At 40.7% G+C, this 19,911-nt stretch carries 15 protein-coding genes; 12 read left to right on the plus strand and 3 right to left on the minus strand.

Annotated features, from left to right (window positions below; genetic code table 11):
- Positions 1-170: 170 nt before the first annotated feature.
- From ACFO4R_RS00790 to ACFO4R_RS00845, 12 genes are all read left to right on the plus strand, one after another.
- The gene (locus ACFO4R_RS00790; RefSeq protein ID WP_379787052.1) at positions 171-1,193 is read left to right on the plus strand and encodes a hypothetical protein; all 1,023 of its coding nucleotides are present in this window, start codon (positions 171-173) and stop codon (positions 1,191-1,193) included.
- Positions 1,194-2,126: 933 nt separating this feature from the next.
- The gene (locus ACFO4R_RS00795) at positions 2,127-3,053 is read left to right on the plus strand and encodes a helix-turn-helix transcriptional regulator (protein WP_379787053.1); all 927 of its coding nucleotides are present in this window, start codon (positions 2,127-2,129) and stop codon (positions 3,051-3,053) included.
- Complete coding sequence (locus ACFO4R_RS00800; RefSeq protein WP_379787054.1) at positions 3,050-3,988, plus strand: YARHG domain-containing protein; 939 nt, start codon at positions 3,050-3,052, stop codon at positions 3,986-3,988. The genes ACFO4R_RS00795 and ACFO4R_RS00800 overlap by 4 nt, the downstream gene beginning before the upstream one ends.
- Before the next feature lie 129 nt (positions 3,989-4,117).
- Positions 4,118-5,077, plus strand: a complete 960-nt coding sequence (locus ACFO4R_RS00805; RefSeq protein ID WP_379787055.1) for a YARHG domain-containing protein — start codon at positions 4,118-4,120, stop codon at positions 5,075-5,077.
- A 227-nt stretch (positions 5,078-5,304) separates the two neighbouring features.
- Positions 5,305-6,876 (plus strand): GTPase, encoded by a 1,572-nt coding sequence (locus tag ACFO4R_RS00810; protein ID WP_379787056.1) that lies wholly within the window; start codon positions 5,305-5,307, stop codon positions 6,874-6,876.
- Between the two features lie 126 nt (positions 6,877-7,002).
- Positions 7,003-7,905 (plus strand): GTPase, encoded by a 903-nt coding sequence (locus ACFO4R_RS00815; protein ID WP_379787057.1) that lies wholly within the window; start codon positions 7,003-7,005, stop codon positions 7,903-7,905.
- Positions 7,906-7,968: 63 nt separating this feature from the next.
- The gene (locus tag ACFO4R_RS00820) at positions 7,969-8,412 is read left to right on the plus strand and encodes a hypothetical protein (RefSeq protein WP_379787058.1); all 444 of its coding nucleotides are present in this window, start codon (positions 7,969-7,971) and stop codon (positions 8,410-8,412) included.
- Between the two features lie 29 nt (positions 8,413-8,441).
- Positions 8,442-10,205, plus strand: coding sequence for a dynamin family protein (locus ACFO4R_RS00825; protein ID WP_379787059.1), 1,764 nt, complete (start codon positions 8,442-8,444; stop codon positions 10,203-10,205).
- On the plus strand, positions 10,206-11,312 hold the full coding sequence (locus ACFO4R_RS00830) for a radical SAM protein (protein WP_379787061.1): 1,107 nt from the start codon (positions 10,206-10,208) through the stop codon (positions 11,310-11,312).
- 1 nt (position 11,313) lies between these two features.
- Positions 11,314-13,014 carry a B12-binding domain-containing radical SAM protein gene (locus ACFO4R_RS00835; protein ID WP_379787062.1) on the plus strand — a complete coding sequence of 567 codons (1,701 nt, stop codon included), beginning with the start codon at positions 11,314-11,316 and terminating at the stop codon, positions 13,012-13,014.
- A gap of 13 nt (positions 13,015-13,027) precedes the next feature.
- Entirely contained in the window at positions 13,028-13,885 is an 858-nt protein-coding gene (locus ACFO4R_RS00840; protein WP_379787063.1) for a hypothetical protein, read from the plus strand.
- A 6-nt stretch (positions 13,886-13,891) separates the two neighbouring features.
- Positions 13,892-15,304 (plus strand): hypothetical protein, encoded by a 1,413-nt coding sequence (locus ACFO4R_RS00845; protein WP_379787064.1) that lies wholly within the window; start codon positions 13,892-13,894, stop codon positions 15,302-15,304.
- Between the two features lie 795 nt (positions 15,305-16,099).
- Here ACFO4R_RS00845 and ACFO4R_RS00850 read toward each other — a convergent pair.
- From ACFO4R_RS00850 to ACFO4R_RS00860, 3 genes are all read right to left on the minus strand, one after another.
- On the minus strand, positions 16,100-16,747 hold the full coding sequence (locus ACFO4R_RS00850) for a DUF542 domain-containing protein (protein WP_379787065.1): 648 nt from the start codon (positions 16,745-16,747) through the stop codon (positions 16,100-16,102).
- Between the two features lie 8 nt (positions 16,748-16,755).
- Positions 16,756-18,282, minus strand: coding sequence for a PAS domain-containing protein (locus ACFO4R_RS00855; RefSeq protein ID WP_379787066.1), 1,527 nt, complete (start codon positions 18,280-18,282; stop codon positions 16,756-16,758).
- Positions 18,283-18,581: 299 nt separating this feature from the next.
- Positions 18,582-19,772, minus strand: a complete 1,191-nt coding sequence (locus tag ACFO4R_RS00860; protein ID WP_379787067.1) for an oxygen-binding di-iron domain-containing protein — start codon at positions 19,770-19,772, stop codon at positions 18,582-18,584.
- Between the last annotated feature and the right edge of the window lie 139 nt (positions 19,773-19,911).

Here is a 19,911-nt window from a genome sequence, read left to right on the forward strand (position 1 = left end):
TTTTGCGGATAACTTATCGATACTATTCTCCGTTTGAAATGCCGGGTGAACAGAATATCCAATTGTTGAAAACGATTGGATGCTCCTATGCTTTCGAATCATTCAACCTGTCAATTCTAATAGATAATAGTATGAAAATCGGAAAAAACGTAAGAGAAAAGGAGACAGAGATGAAAAAATTAGCAACGATTCTTATGAGTGTATTATTTTTTGTACAGATGGCGGGAAACAGTTTTGCAGTGCAGTATATGGACATCGCCAACGGCGGGATCCTCCTTCCGATCGACCCCGATGAAGTCGAATACGTCTATATCGACGGTTACTATACCCACTTGGACAAAAAGGGCAAGGCAATGGATATGAAGAAGGACAATCCTTCCACACACAAGAGGGTACCCCTCTCTTACCCTGCAAACATCAGCATAAGGGTGCCCAAGGACTCGAAGGTCAAGGCGGGCTATCTCGGAAGTCAAAATCCCGAGTATCGGGTGGAGTTCGAAAACGGAAATTACAGGGCGGAACTTGAGCTTCTGCCGAGGGAGAGCATGATCGGATTTAACGGCGGAAGAGAGGATGCAAAGGTAAAGAAGGAGACCTTGAGTTTCTTTAAGAAGAATCTGAACCCTTCTGCAAAATTCATATCCAAGGGCTATGTAAAGACGACGATGGACTACGAGAGGGCAACGACGGCAAAGGCGGACTACCTTGTCGGCATCCTGGGCAACGGAGGTGCAATTTCCATCAAGGTCGTGGCGAAGTCGAACAAGGTAAACAAGGAGTGGATGAACGACATCATCAGCGGACTTGAATTGTTTGACTCCGATCAACAGATCAGTTTTTTCCAAACCGGGAATACCGACTACACCAACTCTATAGAACCCATCTCCGAGCAGGACTATGCACAGAGAGAACTCTATTATCTGAAGGATTACTACAAAACGCATGGAAGAACTTACGGCACACCGATGCAGGCAAGTGCTCCGACCTATAATCAGGTACAGACAACCGATATGACGGATATAGACTATCAGGTGATCGAAGATGTGTACAGAGCTCCAAGTGTATGGGGACATGCTGTGGCGGATGCCTTGGAAGAAGGATACAAAAGTGTGGGTATGGATTGGCTTTATGCGGACGATCTTGAGTACTTGAGATGGCAGGCGGATCATTACTGGGATCCTTATACCTACTAATACTCGTACTCCCTTGAGTTGTGGATATCAACGATCTGTGCTCCATAGAAGATACAACAATTTTTCGTGGTCGAAAAGCGGATATATCCACACCTCTATTGGAGAATAGTACAGTACCGATCTCCGGTAAAAATATCGAAAATAACGACAGGAACGGGAAGGTATTGCATAAGACAAGAGATGAGGAAGTTCGGTTTGAGCAGAAGGCCGAACTTCCAAATACGATCTCCTCAAAATCATGCAATTGTATCAGGATAATCGCTAGAGGGCGTATTTCCTTTTTTACAAAGTTGAGGGAAGTTTTTGGAAGACTTATTATAGGAAAAGTCAAGTTTTTAGAGGGTGGGGCAAGTTTTTTTACAAAACTGTTTCAGCGACAATAAAAATATTGAAATATTAAGCTTTTTGACGTTATTTCCTATTGACATCAATGTAGGAAAAGAGTAAAATTCTTTTTAGAATGTAAAAAAAATGTAAAAAACAAAAAGCCTGTTGTAATACTATTCTCCATTTGAAACACCGGATATGTAGAATATATCATTATCGAAAAACCATTTGGATGATTATATGTTTCAAAGCATTCAAGCTGTCAATTTTAACAGATACTCGTACAGCACTGTAATCCGATTGAGATTCCCGCAATATCAACTGTGTAAAAGTTGAAGTCGGTTTATACGATGATCCGTTTGAATAATTGATATCAATGCCTTTTATTCTGCCGGCGATAAAATGGATTTCTATACTTGCAGGCGTGGATATAAGCACACTTCTAAGGGAGAATGGTATTAAGCGAGGGTGGAATTTGAACCGAGTAAGTAGACAATACAACGGATAGGATAACATCCGAAACAAATAAACCGGGGAGAAAACGCCCTTTTCTGTCATTCCCTACAAAAGACATCAGATTTTAGGAAAGAAAAGGCGGTTTTTATTTTGAAAGTCGAATTATACAAGGAAAACAAAGGGTTTCGCCTGCTTCATATCTATGAACTCTTAAAGCGCGGCGAGATCGTGACCAAAAAACGTTTGTCTCAGGAATACGGGGTCAGCGAAAAGACCATCCAGAGAGACATTGAAGACCTAAGAGTCTATTTGATCGAACATGATGTCAACCGGGAAGATGTCATCATCTACGATCGTAGGGAGAGGGGATACAGTCTTGTTCAATCGAATCGGACCTCTCTCATCGACAAAGAGGCTCTGGCGGTTTGTAAGATCCTGCTCGAAAGTCGGGCGTTTTGCAAGGATGAACTGCAAAAACTGCTGAAGAAACTCATCTTACAGGTGTCGCCACACGAGCGAAAAAAAATAGAAGATATGATAAAAAACGAGGAGTACTACTATGTTCCGCTAAGACATAACAAAAGACTACTCAATATATTGTGGGACCTCTCCGACTACATACTAAGTTCCACGACGATCGAGATCAGTTATGTTCGAAAAGACGGAGAACTTAAGAAACATCTGGTCGACCCCTGTTCGATTATGTTCTCGGAGTACTACTTCTATCTGATCGCCTTTATGACGCAGAAGCCGAAGGAGTATCCCACCATCTTTCGTATCGATCGCATCCAAAGGGTCGTGGCAACAAAAACAAGATTCGAGATCCCCTACACGAGCAGATTTTTGGAGGGCGAGTTCAGGAAGAGGGTCCAGTTTATGTATGCGGGGCAGCTTAAGAAGGTGAGTTTTCTCTATACCGGTCCGTCCTTGGAATCTGTTCTTGACAGACTTCCGACGGCGGAGGTCCTATCCGAAGGAAAGGAGGGTTACAAGATCAAAGTCGAAGTTTACGGCAACGGAATTGAGATGTGGCTCAGGAGCCAGGGAGATTATGTGAGAGTATTGGAGGGGCTATGAAAAATGCTAAGTGGATAAAAAGGCTTAACATGATAACACAGATCTTCGTGATTGTTGTAGTAGGAGTAAGTTTTATATCAAAGATGGACTATACGCAGCAACAGGTCCTCAACAGAGTCCTTAACGATATGGAACTAAAACTTAACCCGGCAAGGGTAAGAGAAGCCTATGAAATCAGATCGATCGTCTTGGACGGCTCGAAGTATACCTTGGGAGAACTGGTCCACAGCACTATGGAAGCGGCGACTTACGAGTTTTACGATTCGGAAGAAGACGGCAATACCTATGCCACAATTAAAGGCAATATCACCTTTCACGATGTTCCCGTAAGGGCGAATCTTAAATATAAGGAAGTCGAGGAGGGTCGATATGAATTGTATGCCCTGACCTTAAACGATGTTCCCCAAATGGGCCTGTTTTATGAAGGACTGATTGCAAAGATGGAAGAAAACTGCGATGTCAAATTCGGCTACCGAAGCCCGGAGGAAGATGTACAGGAGGATACTGCGATGGTATCCGCAATCGGGGAGGAAACTCAAAGTGTCGAATCGATCGAACGAAAGGTCTACGCCAATGCTCCGGTAAACGTTTTAGGTGAGAGAAACACTCCTGATCAGAGAGAAGTACGAGAAGAAGAAACCGAGATGCAAGACTACCTCCTTCCGTATTCGGACACCGACTATCTGACGGATGAAGACTTGCAGATGATATATGAAACGGGCGACAGGGACTTGGTACGTCTGATCATAAACGAAATGTACGCCAGACACGGCTTCGTGTTCAAAAAGGCGAAAAACAGAGACTACTTTATGTCGCAGAGCTGGTATCATCCCGTGGAAGGCCTGACCGATGAATACATCAAAACGCAGCTCTTCAACGAGTACGAAAAAGCCAACCTCAAAGCCCTGCTGGAAGTCGAGGAGATGTTGAAGTAGGGATGGGGAGGGATCGGCAAAATCATCGAAACGGAAAGTGGATGAGTTTATTATAGAAGACAGTCTGCTGAGCAGATGTTGATATCATCGTATTTTCGGCGAACAGAAGATTAAATAATTGGAGGAACTATGAACAAATATAAATTGATATCAAACTCTTTAGCGTTATTGGTGTTGGGATTTCTTTTTGTATCAAATGTGGATCTTTCTCAACAGCAGAACTTGAACAATGCGTTGGGAAGTGTAGAGGGGAATGTTGATCCTGTCAAGGCAAGAGAAGTAAAGACAATCAGGAAGATGAAACCGGACAATTCTGAATATACCTTGGGAGAGTTGGTAGAGAACTTTATGGATTCACCCACCTACGAACTTTATAATCCGGCACAGGACGGGAATACGTATCTCACTATCAAGGGGAATGTCCAATATGGAGAACAAACGGTAACTGCAACTCTAAAGTACAGAAAAATTAACAAGAAAGAGTACAAATATCACGTATTGAGTCTCAATGATGTTCCTCAGGAACCTGCAGTAGCTGAAGACTTATTTGAAAAAATGGAAGACAGCTGCGATGTGAAGTTTGGGAAAAAGAAGAGTGAGCAACAGGTAGCAAAAGCAAATGTACAGCAGACAGATCAAACAAATACACAACGGGTAGCAAAAGCAAATGCACAGCAGGTGGCGCAAACAAATACACAGCAGGCGGCGCAAACAAATACACAGCAGGCACCAAAAGCAAATACACAGCAGGCATCGCCTCAGGAAAGCAGTTCTTATGAACAACAGGGAGACCCTCCTTCGGAAGACTACCTCCTTCCGTATTCGGACACCGACTATCTGACGGATGAAGACTTGCAGATGATATATGAAACGGGAGACAGGGACTTGGTACGTCTGATCATAAACGAGATGTATGCCAGACACGGCTTCGTGTTCAAAAAGGCGAAAAACAGAGACTACTTTATGTCGCAGAGCTGGTATCATCCCGTGGAAGGCTTGACCGATGAATACATCAAAACGCAGCTCTTCAACGAGTACGAAAAAGCTAATCTCAAAGCCCTGCTGGAAGTCGAGGAGATGTTGAAGTAGGGATGGGGAGGGGAAGTCGGAAAGATCATTTAAATATAGGATGGTTCGTTCGATCTTATTTTTGAATAAGACTTTATCCAACAATAAGCAAAAGCTATAAAAGATTATAGATATAAAACATAAGTAATCGGTAGTTATGATAATGGATGTATTCTAAGTTATTGGAATATAGAAACATTGGTTCACATGAAGAGAAGTTTAAACATGTTACAAAGGGGAGGAAAAGAATGGTACAAGGAATTTATGAGAAAAAGAAGGATTTTGCATCAAAGTTGAAGGATATTGCTACCGAGTTTTCGCAATACGTATCGGACGAGTTTTGTGACCATGAAAGCGGAATCCATCAAGAGTTGGAGGAGAAGGTGATTCAACTGTTGGATGTGGAAAAGCCCAAAATCATGGTATATGGAATTTACAACAGTGGGAAAAGCACTTTGATCAACGCAATGTGTAGGGAAGAAGTTGCTGAAATGGCGGACAGGCCGATGACGGCGGAAATTTCGGAATACGATAAGGGGGAATATATCCTGGTGGATTCTCCAGGAGTAGATGCACCTATCGAACATGAACAAGTAACACAGGAATTTCTGGATAAATGCCATGTAATCCTTTTTGTTATGAGTACAAAGGGGTTGTTTGAGGACAGGAGCAATTATAAAAGGTTAGCAAGCCTTATTTTAAAGGGCGTTCCGTTTATTATTGTCTTAAACGACAGAGGGACCGAAATTAAGAAGGAGTGGGATCAGGAAAGGAAAAGTCAGGTTAAGGCTCTACACCAAGAAGAATTAAATACAATCCAACATAAGGTCATAAAAAACTTAATTAGAGAAAGTAATGACAGTAAGATCGCAGATAAGTATGAGGTTGTTGTTTTAAATGCGAAAAAAGCCCTGACAGGCGTTCTTAGAGAACGTGCGGAGTTGTTCAAATCCAGTGGAGTGGAAAGGTTGGAACAGAGGATAGAGCAGTTTATTCGTAACGATAAGTCTGTGAAAGCTTTATTCAGCCGGCCTATTTCAAATATAAAGGATCTCATGGACAATTTGGAAAAGGTGATCACACAGCAGATGATCGGAGATAAGAGTGAGGAATTTGAAAGAAAAATGGACTCCTTGCTTGCAATGAAGAACAACTTGACAAATGACTTGAGGATTATGGCAAAACAATCCGTGAATAATGTACTTGAAGAGTTGACCAACTCATACTTCCATGAAAATTATGAAGCCCTTGAGTCAGTTGCCAACCAAGCTATTTTTGACATAAATGAAAAATATAGCATGAGAATGACCTCGTTTATGCTATATATACAGAAAAACTTTGAAGATAGCGTTTATTCTACCAACCACTCTTTGGAGGTTGAGAACTTGGATGCATATAAACTCCATAGTTTTTCCATGGATGACTCCGGTGAATATGTAGAGGGTGAAGAAGAGCAACTACCTAAAAAACCCGGTTTTTGGGATTTTCTTAAGAGTCGAAAGAAAAAAGAGCAGGAAAAAAAGGCACTTTTACAGAAGCAGGTTGAGGCACGTAACAGGAATGAAGAGTATAAACTGCACGAAACTATAAGAAAAAAACAGGAAGCAAGACAGTTTGCGAGTTCTGATTTGGACGATCTGTTAAGAAGAATAAATGCAGCGATCTCAAGGCAGGTCCAAGAAGTTTATGATGAGCAGTTCGGTAGGATACAATCAATGAAAGCTCATAATATACAAATTCATGAAGACTGTATGAGAAAAATGCAAGGCTTGTCGAACTTGAGAAAAAAACTTGAAGGTGTGGAAAATATGTTGGCATAGTGGCTAGGTCTTTGATCCGTACGTTTTTAAGATTATAAGAGTTCGGATTATAACGGGTATCATGGCCGTCTATAGAAGGCAGTTTTTTAAAACAAGAATATTTTATAGATATGAAAGGTGGTTTGGATGGATTTTTCAAAGGGTGAAATTAAAAATATAAAGAAATATTGTGGAGATTCCTATGTAAAACGATATCAAGGGATTCAAAAAAGGCTATCCGACAATGTGGTAAAACTGGTTAATACAGGAATGGTAAGTTCGGGGAAAAGCAGTTTATTCAATGTCCTTGTAAATTCTGAGGAGGAATTTTTCGCTACAGGAGCTGCGAGAACAACGGTTTCCGCAAACAGTTTTATTTATAAAAACATTGAATTTATAGATACTCCGGGAATCGATGTGAAAACGGAAGATGATAAATTGGCTTTTGACACTATTATGGAAGCGGATATCATTATGATGCTCCATAATATCAGAACAGGCCCTCTCAATCGAAGTGAAGTAGATTGGCTGAAGATGATAGCGGATAACATCGGAGATCCAGAAAAAATAAAGAAGAGGATACTTTTTGTTTGCACATGGAGAGACACCAGAGAAAACGATGAAGATTACAGTAGTATCATCGAGGAGGTCAAAAAATCGGTATTTGATATTTTGGGGACGGAGGTTGCGTTTTTCGATGTTTCTGTCAAGAAGTACTTGATCGGCGTTGAAAAGCAAAAAGACATCTTGATCAAAAAGAGTAATCTTTTAGAACTCTCGCAGTATTTGGAATCTTATGCACAGGAATATCTGAACTTAAAAAACAGAATCGCTTTGGAAGATTTGGAATCTCTGGCTGAAGATATGAAAAAAAGTCTATCTAAGGGAAGATTGAGTTTTGAAAAAGAGATAGAGCAGAACCGCAAAAGAATCGTGAAGAACTATAAGCTGCGATATGATGTTTGGAAGACGGTATTCGATTATTTCTCCACTCAAAGAAAGCAGTTGAAAAAATTGGGAGACGAATTGGACGAGGTAGGAAGATGGTAGATTTTTGATGGGAAGATGTTTTTGAAGGGAAATAATTAATCTGGTTAGACGGAGGAATGAGATATGGCAGTAATTTTTGCAGTAATAGGTGGAGGAGCAGTAGTAGGAATAGCGACGGCGGACTATGATGATTATAGTGATCATCATGATTACGATAATTACGGTAATTACGGTAATTACTCAGATGCGGCTGAAAGAAGAAGACGTAGGATAGAAAGCAAGAAAAAAGAGATATCTGAAAAAGAAGACGAGGTAAATGAGTATAAGATAGAAAAAGTCAATGACTATTTAAAAACCAAAAAGATAAAGGATGAAAGCGGAGTAAAGGTGGATGTTACAAAAGTTAAGCAGGATGGAGACGGAAAAATCAGGGAAGAAGAGAGCAGAGACATACGGAAGACAAATGATCATTTGGAAAAAAATGTGGAAGAGATAGATAAATTGATCAAGAAGATCGATAAGATCCTTGAAGAAACAAAAAGAGATAAAGAGAATACCGAAAAATAGAGGATTAGATATTATTGGAGGAATGAAAGATGAACATGATGGAGCAAATTAACGAATTTGTCGATGTGATGCTGGAAGAAAAAAGTAAATTTGAAGATATGAAAAATCAAATCAACAAGAGGGAGAATGAAGTGAGTGAGGTATTGGATCATCTTTCCGAATCAACTAAGAACATAGTATCCAAGCTGAAAGGTCAAATAAGTAATCGGAATGATGAGATGGTGGCAGACATCTTTGATAAAGCATCACAGACAATATCTTCGAACATAAAGGAATCCAATGAAAAGGTTAAAGAAGGAATAAAAGGAATGGCCTTTATTCAGGACTTTGAAAGTCGATTTACAATCTCCGTTTTTGGAAAGGTAAAGGCGGGAAAAAGTTACCTTGGAAATTTTATTATGGGAAACACATTAAGAACGAAGGGGATTCCGAGTTCATATGATAAGGTTGAAGATATGAAGGTCCATGTCTATGATAGAGGCAAGATATACGAACAGAATAAGATGACAACAATGGATGAAGAACGGGAGTGTAACGGCCAAGAGTTTTATGTAAATAAGAGTGAGGCGACCAGCACCATTCAATGGATCGATTTGGGTGCGATGTGTTGGTTTGATACACCCGGCATCGGGAGCGTTACAGAGCAAAATGAATTATTGGCAAAAGAATATGTTAAAAACTCTGATCTTATTATTTTTGCAAGCAATTCCGATGCGGCGGGGACAAGGCAGGAATTTTCGGAAATAAAGCAACTGCACGAAATGGGAAAACCCATGCTCTTGTTGCTCACACAATCGGATGCTTACGATTATGAAGAGGACGATGAAGGAGACGAGATCAGTATCTTAATCCCTAAGAGCGAGAAAGACAGGAAGGACCAGGAAGAGTACATGTTGACTTCTCTGAGAGAACAAGGTATGGAAGATGTGTTGCAGTATGCCGATGTTCTTACAGTTTCTGCCTTGTTGGCGACGGAAGCCATAGAGCATAATGATCAAGAGATGTTTGAGGCGAGTAATATGGGGAAACTTCTGAGCAAGTTGGTTGAAATTACAAAAAATGATGCTTCGGAAATGAAGAAAAAAACTCCCCGAGACAGAGTAAATGCAATGATCAACAGCGTAATAGAAAGTTTGGAGCAAATGCACTCGGAGATAGGAGAATTTTGTTCAAAAATCGATACGTATAAGGATGAGTTGATCGGGAAAAAACAGTATATGATCGAACAAATCAAAGCGAAGGCCAATATGAAGGTTTTGGAGATTATCGCAAAGGCTAAGGCAGAGGTTGAAAAGGGTGAAGTAGGAGAGATCAAAGAGGAGGAACTGGCTTCTTCCATAAATATGGCTATTTCAGAAGCTATTCAAAGGGTCTGCATGGAGCAAACATTGTTGCAGTCACAGCAGGTAAGTCAATTGGATCTTCACCTTACGGGGATAGGTGATCTGAAAATGAGACAGGAGAAGATAGCATATGAGCACTCTTATGTGAAAGAAGTGGAAAGAGATGCTGAAGGTTTTTTCGAGAATGTAGGAAAAATTATCTTTAAAAAGAAGTACTATACCTCTAAGATCGTAAGCGAGACGAGGTATTCCACATTTGATATAGGAGTCAATGACAACGAGATCGCGAATAATATTATTCTACAGTTAAACGATGTATTTGATTCAACGGTAAGTGATTATATAGAAGGGCTTACCAAAGGTTATTACGAACCTGTAGAGGCTCTTCATCAAAAAACAAGTCATGAAATTAAGAGTGCATTAAATAGGTTAGAGGGAATGAGAATGTAGATGTTGACAGTTATTTTAAAAGGTACAAACGGCTGCAACCTTAACTGCAGCTATTGTTCCGTAGGAGAAAAAAGAAATATTCAAAAGGTAGATGAGCATAAACTTACAGAGATCTTAAGCTATGTGTGCGAGCTTTGCAGAGCTGGTAATGAGGACATAGTGAGCATTATTTTGCACGGGGGAGAGCCTACGTTGATAGACCCTTCTATCTATGAAGGCGCAATTGAACGGGCCAAGAAAAACTATCCTGACATTTCATTAAAGATCTTCATGCAAACAAACGGATATAAATTCGATGAACGATACATCGAGTTTATATCCAAGTATGATATTAGTGTAGGAGTATCCATAGATTTTCCGGGAGAATCTCATGATCTCCAAAGACGTACAGTGGCAAATACCGTTACCTTTGATCGGGTGTCAAAAAATATTTTGACCCTTTTGGAACATGGGATATCAGTTTCCTGTCTAACCGTACTGACTCAGAACACTTTGAGTTTGGGATACGAGTATTTAGACTTTCTTGAGAAAAATAATTTGCATTTGAAAATAAATCCTCTATTAAATTATGGGAATGCTTATGGAAAAGAAGAACTGGCTTTAAAAGAAGGGCAGTATGCGGACTATCTTATAGATCTGTTTAAGTATATTGTGAAAAACGATCTGGAAGTAAGCATAGCTCCCCTTGACAAAATTCTACAAGGGATAGTGTGGGATCAAAAAATACGCGAATGTTCCTTTGATCCGTCCTGTAACTATAGGTTTTTGTGTATTGATCATAAGGGAGATATATACCCTTGCGGGAAGTATTCGGATATGGACGAGTTCAAATTGGGAAATATAAGTCAAAAAAGGTATGATCTGAATAAGAGTTCCAAACTTCAAATGCTTTTAAGTCGAAGGAATGAACATGCACCTGAGGATTGTCGGGGATGCAGATATAGAAACTTATGTAATTGCGGTTGCAATGCGGATGCAAGTATAGGTGGAGGACTTTCGAAAGTACCGCCGTACTGCAAAGATTACAAAAAGATATTTGACTTCTTTCACGGAGAGGGTCTTGTGTTGTTGAAAGAGAAACTGATCCAAGAAAAGGGGAGGAACTGAGATGCTCTATGAGCTGTTATTGGTCAATATATCCAGAGATTTGAGCGGTCATTCTTCAAGTTTTCAAGATAGCATAGGACATTATCTTATTGCAGCATATTTAAGGAAGCATGATTTTAAGGCCTATGTGTTTTCGGGAAGAGTAGAAGCCTGTAAGGAAGTCATAAGGAATGAAGTCGAAAATCATAAGGTGCCGATTATAGGATTTTATGTTGCAGCAGATAATATCAGGATCGTTTCTCATGCAATAGCATGGGTGAAAAAAATGTTCCCTCGTGTTATTACGGTTGTTGGTGGCCCTCAGGTAATGGCTTTGGATTATGAGTTTTTTGAAGCGACAGGTAATGATTTTGCCATTATGGGTGAGGGCGAGATTCCGGTAAAGAGGTTACTGGAGTGTTTGATAGACAATTCTTTTGATATTGAGAAGATCCCTTCTCTGATAAGAAGGGATGACAAAGAGAGAAGCCTTATTGTTAATCAAACCTTAGATGCTGTCATCGAGGATTTGGATACGATACCTTATCCAAGTATGGAAGACAGTGTATCCAAAAAATTTCGGGATGGAACCACAGTGGGTATTATTACGGGAAGAGGCTGTCCGTACAAATGTACTTTTTGCTATGAAGGAGCAAATGCCAAGAATGTTCGATTTAGGAGTATTCCTAATGTTATGGAAGAGATCGATTATATATACAAACATAACAAGAGGTTGAGGTACATTAACATTTACGATGATACATTTACTATAAAAAAAGAAAGAGTTTTGGAGTTTTGTAATGAAATTTCGAAAAGAGGGATCAAGTGGTTTTGTGAAGGACATGTCAGCTTTGTCTTGAAAAACCCTGATGTTTTGCAAGAAATGGTCAACTCCGGCTTGACCTGTATTCAGTTTGGAATTGAGAGCGGATCGAATGATGTGTTAAAAGCCTATAATAAAAATACTACTTTCGACATGATAGCAGACACTATAAAGATTTGTAAGAAAACGGGGATCCATGGTATTACAGGTAACTTTATTATAGGAGGAGCACTTGAAACCAGGCACAGTATAGAGGAAAGTAAGAGATTGGTGAAGGAACTTATTTATTCGGCGAAGGGAATTATTGAGCTGTATGTTGTGTATTTCGCTCCTTATCCAAACACTGAAATTGTAAATAACCCCGGCAAATTCAATATGAAGATAAACAAACATTTTCAAGAATATAACCTCAATACAATGAGAAGTCCGGTTGTAGAGACAGAGGAACTTTCAACAAAGGAAATCTATGAATTAAAAAGAGAGTTTGAGTCTTATGTAGAGTCTTTATATAGTGAAGCAACACTTCTCTCAACAAAAGAAGATGTTTTGCAGGGGTTGTTTCAAGATGGGAAGAGGATTCACCTGAATCCCACTTGGGAAAGACACTACCTTTCTCATTCGCATATAGTGAACTTTATAGAACACTTAAGTGATCGTGAGCAAACATTTCATCCCGAGTACTATATAATAAGAACATTTGAGGACATAATTCTTGAAGGGGAAGATCTTTTTACGGAGGTAGGCAGTTTTAGAGGAATTGAGAAGGATATTCTTGTCAATGCTTCCGGGGTTTATAATTCCAAGGAAATGGCAAGGATGTTTGGTGTATCTATAGAGAAGATAGAAGAGGTATATTATAAGCTAAATGACAGGTGTCTTGTGTATGTGAGTGAATTTTAGAAGAGGGTGAAGTTTGTTGTTAAATTCGGAATATGTTGATAGGGCTATGAAGGATCTACAGAAAGTAGATTCTCAATATAAGGAAGTGTTGAGAAGAACGATATACAATATTGAAAGATTACAAAATTCAAGAAAAAATTCAATCAATACGATCCAGAGAGTTGAGAAATATATTGAAGGACTTGCAAACAGACGTAGGGATATTGACACGAAGTTAGGCAAGATACGACTGAATTATAAAAGATTTATTGATGTAATGCAACGGCTTGAGAGAGTAGAAACGGAAAACAGGCAGAGCAGTCAAACAGCTAAAATAGGAATGGCGGGGACCTTGGGAGGATTGGCAGTATCCCAGTTAGGAGGACATGCAGCAGTATCCATAGCAATGCTTTTTGGGACTTCTTCTACAGGAATTGCAATTTCTTCTCTTACAGGTGCAGCTGCTACAAATGCAGCCTTAGCATGGCTGGGTGGTGGAGCACTTGCTGCCGGAGGAGCGGGAGTTGCAGGAGGAAGCACTATGGTTGCTGCAATGGGACCCATAGGTTGGGTCATCGGTGGGGTTTCATTGGCAGCAACCTTAATTGCAATCAATTTATCGAATGAAGAACTGGGAAGAAAATTGGAATCCTCTATAAGAAAGATAAAAAAAGAGATAACCAGAATAGAAGGAATCAACGTTAAGGTTTCCACATGGAATAAAGAGACCATAGAGCTTTCCAATTCTATAATGAGAACGCTCACTTATCTCAATAAAAATCCAAACAAAAATATTAATAATTTTACGGATGACGAGATAAAGGAACTTATGATACTTCTGAATTCTTCGGAAGTATTGTCCAAGAAGATAGGATCTACGATTTCGAGGTGATAGATTATGAATAAGAACGATTTAGAGTTAAACAGACTTGTTAGAGGGCAGAAGTGGGTAGATTCAAAATGTGACAAGTATGATTATATGATAGCGGCATTTTGTGGTTTTTCAGCCGGAATTATTGATTCTTTTTTTGTTAAAACGCCTGGTATAGGCCCTTTGGGAAATATGACGGATAGAGGAGCGGATATAGCTGTTTCAAAAGTTGCTCAAATGCTTTGGCAAGTAGATGGGAGGAGTTTTGATCAAGGAAAGTCGAGAAGGGCACCGGACAACTTGGTAAGATCGATTTCTTATTTGGAACAGTCATTTCCTGTAAACTTTGATGCAAGATATGCAGCGGACTTGAAAGATTCAAGCGGACAAATAGTAGGAATGAACCCCAGAAACCACCATCTTATGTCTTTGGCACATTCTCCGGACATTATAGGACTCTTATTTTCTATTTTGGATCAATTCACGGGTCAAGCGAGTTTTATATCTCAAGGAAAACTCATTCGTTTGTATCCTATAAAAGATGCTAGAAATAACAAAATTATGTATATGCAGGGTACAAACTTTGAATCGAGGATCTTCTGTGGAATCTGTAATTGGTTAGGTCATATTATGTCTGATCTTGTAGGCTCAAGTTCCACAAGGCAACCGGGGAAAGTTGGGCGAGGTGCAGGTCTTCCAATTCCTTTCTATGAACTATTTCTTACAATGCAATTTGGAGACTTTGACGGAGAAACCTTTGCTGACATTGCAGTAAGGATATTTCAGGAGGGATATGACTTAAGACACGGTGCAGCAATGTCTGTACCAATCATAATAATGGATTTAGCCATTAAATTGATTTGGGCTATAAAACAGAGATTTTATCATAAAAAACCTTGGAAAGAATGTATCCCCAGCCAAAGGCACGCAGATTTACGGATGATGATAATAGTCGGAAATGCAACTTTGTGTTTGGTCGATGGAGCGGATGCGGCAATTCGATCTCTCATTCAAGGCGGGAATGCGTTAACTTTTGCACTCCATTTGAATTTAATTGCCTGGGCTCGTCTAATCATACTTGTCTTTAGAGAAATAAGAATTCGCTATGGAGGAGAAGCGGATTTGGCAGTAGAGATGTTTTTGGCCAAAATAGGATTTAATGACGGATATGAATTAAGAAGATACTATCAGACTATGAATTCCTTGGACCAACAACTGGATACCTTACTTAAAGATTATATCAAGAAAGTTGAAAGAGAGTATGAACAGTTTATGAAGTACATGGACGGCTGTTTTGACAGAAATGCAAACTCTGTCGATGTGAGGATGAAAAATAGTATATCCTTTGCAGAAACCTATAAAGTAAAGAATAGCAGGATATTTTACACCCCCCAAGAGTTGAGGTATTGGCTTGGAAAAGGATGGGAAAATAAAAAATAACAGGACTATCGCATACAAAAGTAGAATGGATAGGACAATAGTTCTATCGAAGAAGAGCAGTATGCCCGGTTCTCGTCGAACGTATGACAGGTGCTTATATATCTGCCGTCCTTCCACTTTACGGGAGGATCGGTATCGATAAGATAAGCACCTGTTTATTTTCACTGAGGAACAGCGTACAAAGGCAAGTTTCCGATTTTTTCTTCGACTTTATAAAATACAGAGGTTTGTTATATCAATCTTTTCAAGAATTTTATCTTTTGTATAAAATTGATGTTATGCTGATACTATTCTCCCATTTAAAATGTCAGGTGGAGAGAATATATATTTGCCGGAAATATTTTGAGCAAACGTAGAATTCAAACTTCACAACCGGACAATCCTAATAGATTAAATAGTATGAGAAAACATCCTATAATTCGAAAAAGTTGTAGAACATCAGTTTTTCCGGAACAAAGCTCTTCCCTAATACTATTCTTCCTTTAGGTTATGGATATAAATGCTGTGTAACTCATAGAAGATAAAACGGATTTTCGTGTTCCAAAAACAGATATATCCACACTTCTATCGGAGAATCGTATAATACTATTATTCTTTTGAGCTGTGGATGTAAATAATCTGTGACCCATAGAAGATAAAACGGATTTTCGTGTTCCAAAAACAGATATATCCATACTTCTATCGAAGAATCGTATAAATTGTGTGTTTAAAGGGTTTCTACACTTCGTTACACAAAGAAAGTTATTTTGCCAATTGTGCGGTATTTCCCTGTTTCTTGAATTATGGGCTATTGCACTAATGTTCGAACAGGACCGAGTTTTCGAGGAATACGTGCAGGTGGATGTCATCGACGAGTTCGTGCATTTTGCTGAAGGCGAGTCGGTAGGTGGGGCAGGCATCCTCGGGAGGAGTGAAGTCGTCGGTCAACGCTTGTAGCTTGCGAAGGAGTTCTCCCACCCGGTCATGGTCATCTCTGAGCTTGCTCCAGTCCGTGGTCGGATTTCGGAGAGCTTCGGGGAAGACGATTTTTTCTTCATCGGCAAAGTGAGGCATCAGATCCTGCTTTAAAGCGAGGAAGGTTTGATAGATGGAGGTCAAAACTTCACCGTGGTGTTCGTAATGCACATAGAGGATCTTTTCGAGCAGCTTCTCGACTTCTTCCACCAGCTGTTCTTCCGTTCTATGGTGGGTTGTAACGATATAGTGGATCAAGGCCTTTTTGTCGAGGTTTAGGGCCTGTCTCCAGTCGTTTATCTCTCCTAGGGGTTCGTAACTGTTGAGTTCTTCTACAAAGTTGTCGACATCGAGACCCTGTTTTTTGACCGAGTCTTCGAGGATCTGCCATCCTCCGCAACAGAAGTCGATGTTGTGTTTGCTCAGAAGTTCAACGATATGAGGTCTTTGTTTTACGGCTTCTTCCACTCTCATTGTTTTTGTAATCATAGTAATCCTTACCTTTCTTCTATATACTGCGTGATTTTTTGAATCAATTCATCCATATTCATGCCTGAACGCTCCGACATGATCTTTATGGTAGCTGTCGGGATGAGGACCCGTGCAAGAGGCGAATGAAGCATCTTGAATGCGGGGTTTATCTTGGGAAGCTCTTCCTTCAATCCGGGAAAGGCCTTCAGAAGATCCGACAACTTAGTGTTTTCGTTGAGTTCTTTTGTGGAGAAACCTTCGGGCTTAGCATGGACCGGTTCGGTAACTTCGGTTTCAACGATTTCTTCCTTTGAAGTCTCGTTTTCGGACGACCATTGGAGAAGGGTCTGAGAGCCTTCCAACTTTCGGATGTGTGTGCAATCCTGCATCATTTCGAGCACTCCTCGGAATCTTCCTTCTTCATCCCTTATTGCGATATACTTGATGTAGAGGAAGATTTCGGGTTTGTTGATCCAAAACTCCGCCTCCGACTGCTCTCCGCTACGGAACTTTTCTATGATCTCTTCCACGATATGCACGCTGTTTCGAGGATGGCAGTTTTTGACATCGCGACCGATGACGTTTTTGCTTCTCGGGAATATCCTGTGTTTGGTGTCGGTATAGAACTTGACGATCTCATTCTCGTCCACGAAGGAGAGATCGACGGGCATATGCTGATAGATCAGGTTGATCTGCTCCAAGCTGAGGACGCCTGTTTTTACATCGAGCTCCTGCGTCTTATCTCCAAGCTGATACTTGGAAAGAAGGCGGCTCAGATCATTCATAAATTCACTGTTTCCGGAGGTTAAGCCTTTTTTCGGGGAAGCTTCGTCTTTTTTGACCTCGATCCAGGCAAAACCGATCTCAAGATCTCCCTCCTTCATCTCCTCAAACTCTTCCTGAGAGATCATAGACAGCGATGTGGGGAAGAGGATCTGCTCTTCTTTTTCTACAAGATCTCTAATATCGTCGATCAGTGTCTTCTGCTCCGCCAAGAATCCTGCCTCATCCTTATCGATCAGGGATCTCAGATCTCGGATCTCATCGCGAATAAAATCGTCCAGGGTCCACATGGTCGTAGTCGGTCTGGTAAATCCTTTTTTCTCAAGAACGGAGTAGAGTTGATTTTGTTTTCTTGAAAAATGAAGGCGGATCTTCGAAAGCTTATCATAGATTTCGTACCATTGGTTGGGGATAAAGGGCTTTGTCATAAGCTCTTCTATGGAGAGCAGGATCTTTCGAAGTTCGTCGTTCTCCATGTAATAATGGAGGATGGGATGGCCTTCTTCGAGTTCCGGGCGGGAATAATCCACCAGATCTTCGAAGAGGGCGGTCATCGCCTGGATGTCTTCTTTTTGGCACTGGTCTTTTTCAAACTTCAGCAGTTCCTGTTCCGTAGCGGCAACTTCCATGGCACTTACCTTGCCGAGCTTCTCGCGGATCTCTTTTCGACCTTCTTCCAGAGAGATCTCATTATGGGCATATTTCAACTTGATATCAAGAATGAGTTCCAAACGCTTTTTATCTACATTGTCGTCAAAATAATTGTTCATAAGATTCCTCCTTATATATTTCAAAATTTGTTTGGTCAATACCGCACAAATAGGAAACCTTGATTTTCCTATGAATTTGCAAGAAACAAAGTCTCTTCAAATCAATACTTTCGAAAAAATCAGTATTCATATCCGGTGGATTTTATGATGATTTTTTGAATTGTGCGGACTCTCCTTTGTGCCTGATCTTTGTATAAAATCATACATATAAACAATCGAGAGCATATCGATATGCTTTCAAGCTCTTGCCTTTTGATCTCGCATAAACATAGTGCTGATCGTTTGGGGTGCCGGCGGTATCAGCAAGCATCGATAAGGTCTTTCGCCAATTGTCTGAGCTGTTCTTTGTCTTCTTCTTTTAAGGTCCAGTTGACCTTGGCAAAGGTTTCTATGGTGTCGAATCCTGCCTGGATTAAGGCTTCTCTGATCAGCTTGGGTGCTTCTCCCGACCAACCGTAGGTTCCGAAGGCGGCAGCTTTTTTGTTTTTGAACTTCAGCGATTTCAAAAAGTGGAGCCAGCCCGCCACGGAGGACAGGACATCCTGACCGACGGTGGGAGAGCCCACGATGATCGCCTTGGACTTGAAGACCTCGGTCATGATCTCGTTTTTGTCTTCCTTAGAGCAATTGAAGATCTTAATCTTCGTATCGGGAGACAATTCATGGAGGTATTCTCCGAGCAGGTGTGCGATCGACGTGCAGGCCTCCCACATGGTATCATACACGATGGTGATCTGATCTTCCTGATAGTTGTCACACCACTTGGCGTACTTTTCTACGATTTGGATGGGGTTATCCCTCCAAATAACACCGTGTGAAGGAGCGATGATGTCGATGGGAAGGTTGAATCCCGAAATCTCTTCCAGCTTCTTTTTCACAAGAGGAGAAAACGGAGTGAGGATGTTTGCGTAGTATTTCATGGCCTCCTTGTCCAAGAGGCAGGTATCCGCCTTGTCGTTGAACAGTTCCTGAACGGCAAAGTGTTGACCGAAAGCATCGTTGGAGAACAGGATGTTGTCACCCGTCATATAGGTCGCCATGGAGTCCGGCCAGTGAAGCATCTTCATTTCAACGAAGATGAGTTGTTTTCCGTTCCCGATATCGAGGGTGTCTCCGGTTTTGACAACATTGAAGTTCCAGTCTTCGTGAAATTGTCCCTTCAAACTGCTCAAGGCATTCTTGGTACAGTAGATGGGAGTGTCGGGGATCTCCTTCATCAAGGCGGGAAGCGATCCGGAGTGGTCGATCTCTCCGTGGTTTACGATAATATAGTCAATTTTGTTTAAGTCAATCTCCTGCTTGAGATTGTCGATAAAGTGTCGGTCGTGAGGTTTCCATACCGTGTCGATCAGGACGGTTTTTTCTTCCTCGATCAGATAGGCATTCTGGCTCGAGCCGTTGTAGATGGAGTAATCATCTCCGTGAAATTGCTCCAATTCCCAATCGATGAAACCTACCCACCAAACATTGGATTTCACATTTCGTTTCATAGTCTTCCTCCTTATAGTTCTAAAACATTGTTTGTACCTGATCTTTATGGAGATCTTCCACATGTAAAGGTCAAGGGGCGTGTCCTACGATCCTCCAATCGTATCTTGACAATCGCCGCTCGGAGTGTCCTCAGTCGTA

Source organism: Filifactor villosus (assembly GCF_042652965.1).
Lineage (GTDB): Bacteria > Bacillota > Clostridia > Peptostreptococcales > Filifactoraceae > Filifactor > Filifactor villosus.

What these genes read in the sequence shown, in the direction of transcription:
- ACFO4R_RS00790 (WP_379787052.1), top strand. Translation starts at nt 171, where the DNA reads ATGAAAAAATTAGCAACGATTCTTATGAGTGTATTATTTTTTGTACAG.
- ACFO4R_RS00800 (WP_379787054.1), top strand. Translation starts at nt 3,050, where the DNA reads ATGAAAAATGCTAAGTGGATAAAAAGGCTTAACATGATAACACAGATC.
- ACFO4R_RS00805 (WP_379787055.1), top strand. Translation starts at nt 4,118, where the DNA reads ATGAACAAATATAAATTGATATCAAACTCTTTAGCGTTATTGGTGTTG.
- ACFO4R_RS00810 (WP_379787056.1), top strand. Translation starts at nt 5,305, where the DNA reads ATGGTACAAGGAATTTATGAGAAAAAGAAGGATTTTGCATCAAAGTTG.
- ACFO4R_RS00815 (WP_379787057.1), top strand. Translation starts at nt 7,003, where the DNA reads ATGGATTTTTCAAAGGGTGAAATTAAAAATATAAAGAAATATTGTGGA.
- ACFO4R_RS00820 (WP_379787058.1), top strand. Translation starts at nt 7,969, where the DNA reads ATGGCAGTAATTTTTGCAGTAATAGGTGGAGGAGCAGTAGTAGGAATA.
- ACFO4R_RS00825 (WP_379787059.1), top strand. Translation starts at nt 8,442, where the DNA reads ATGAACATGATGGAGCAAATTAACGAATTTGTCGATGTGATGCTGGAA.
- ACFO4R_RS00830 (WP_379787061.1), top strand. Translation starts at nt 10,206, where the DNA reads ATGTTGACAGTTATTTTAAAAGGTACAAACGGCTGCAACCTTAACTGC.
- ACFO4R_RS00835 (WP_379787062.1), top strand. Translation starts at nt 11,314, where the DNA reads ATGCTCTATGAGCTGTTATTGGTCAATATATCCAGAGATTTGAGCGGT.
- ACFO4R_RS00845 (WP_379787064.1), top strand. Translation starts at nt 13,892, where the DNA reads ATGAATAAGAACGATTTAGAGTTAAACAGACTTGTTAGAGGGCAGAAG.
- ACFO4R_RS00850 (WP_379787065.1), bottom strand. Translation starts at nt 16,747, where the DNA reads ATGATTACAAAAACAATGAGAGTGGAAGAAGCCGTAAAACAAAGACCT.
- ACFO4R_RS00855 (WP_379787066.1), bottom strand. Translation starts at nt 18,282, where the DNA reads ATGAACAATTATTTTGACGACAATGTAGATAAAAAGCGTTTGGAACTC.
- ACFO4R_RS00860 (WP_379787067.1), bottom strand. Translation starts at nt 19,772, where the DNA reads ATGAAACGAAATGTGAAATCCAATGTTTGGTGGGTAGGTTTCATCGAT.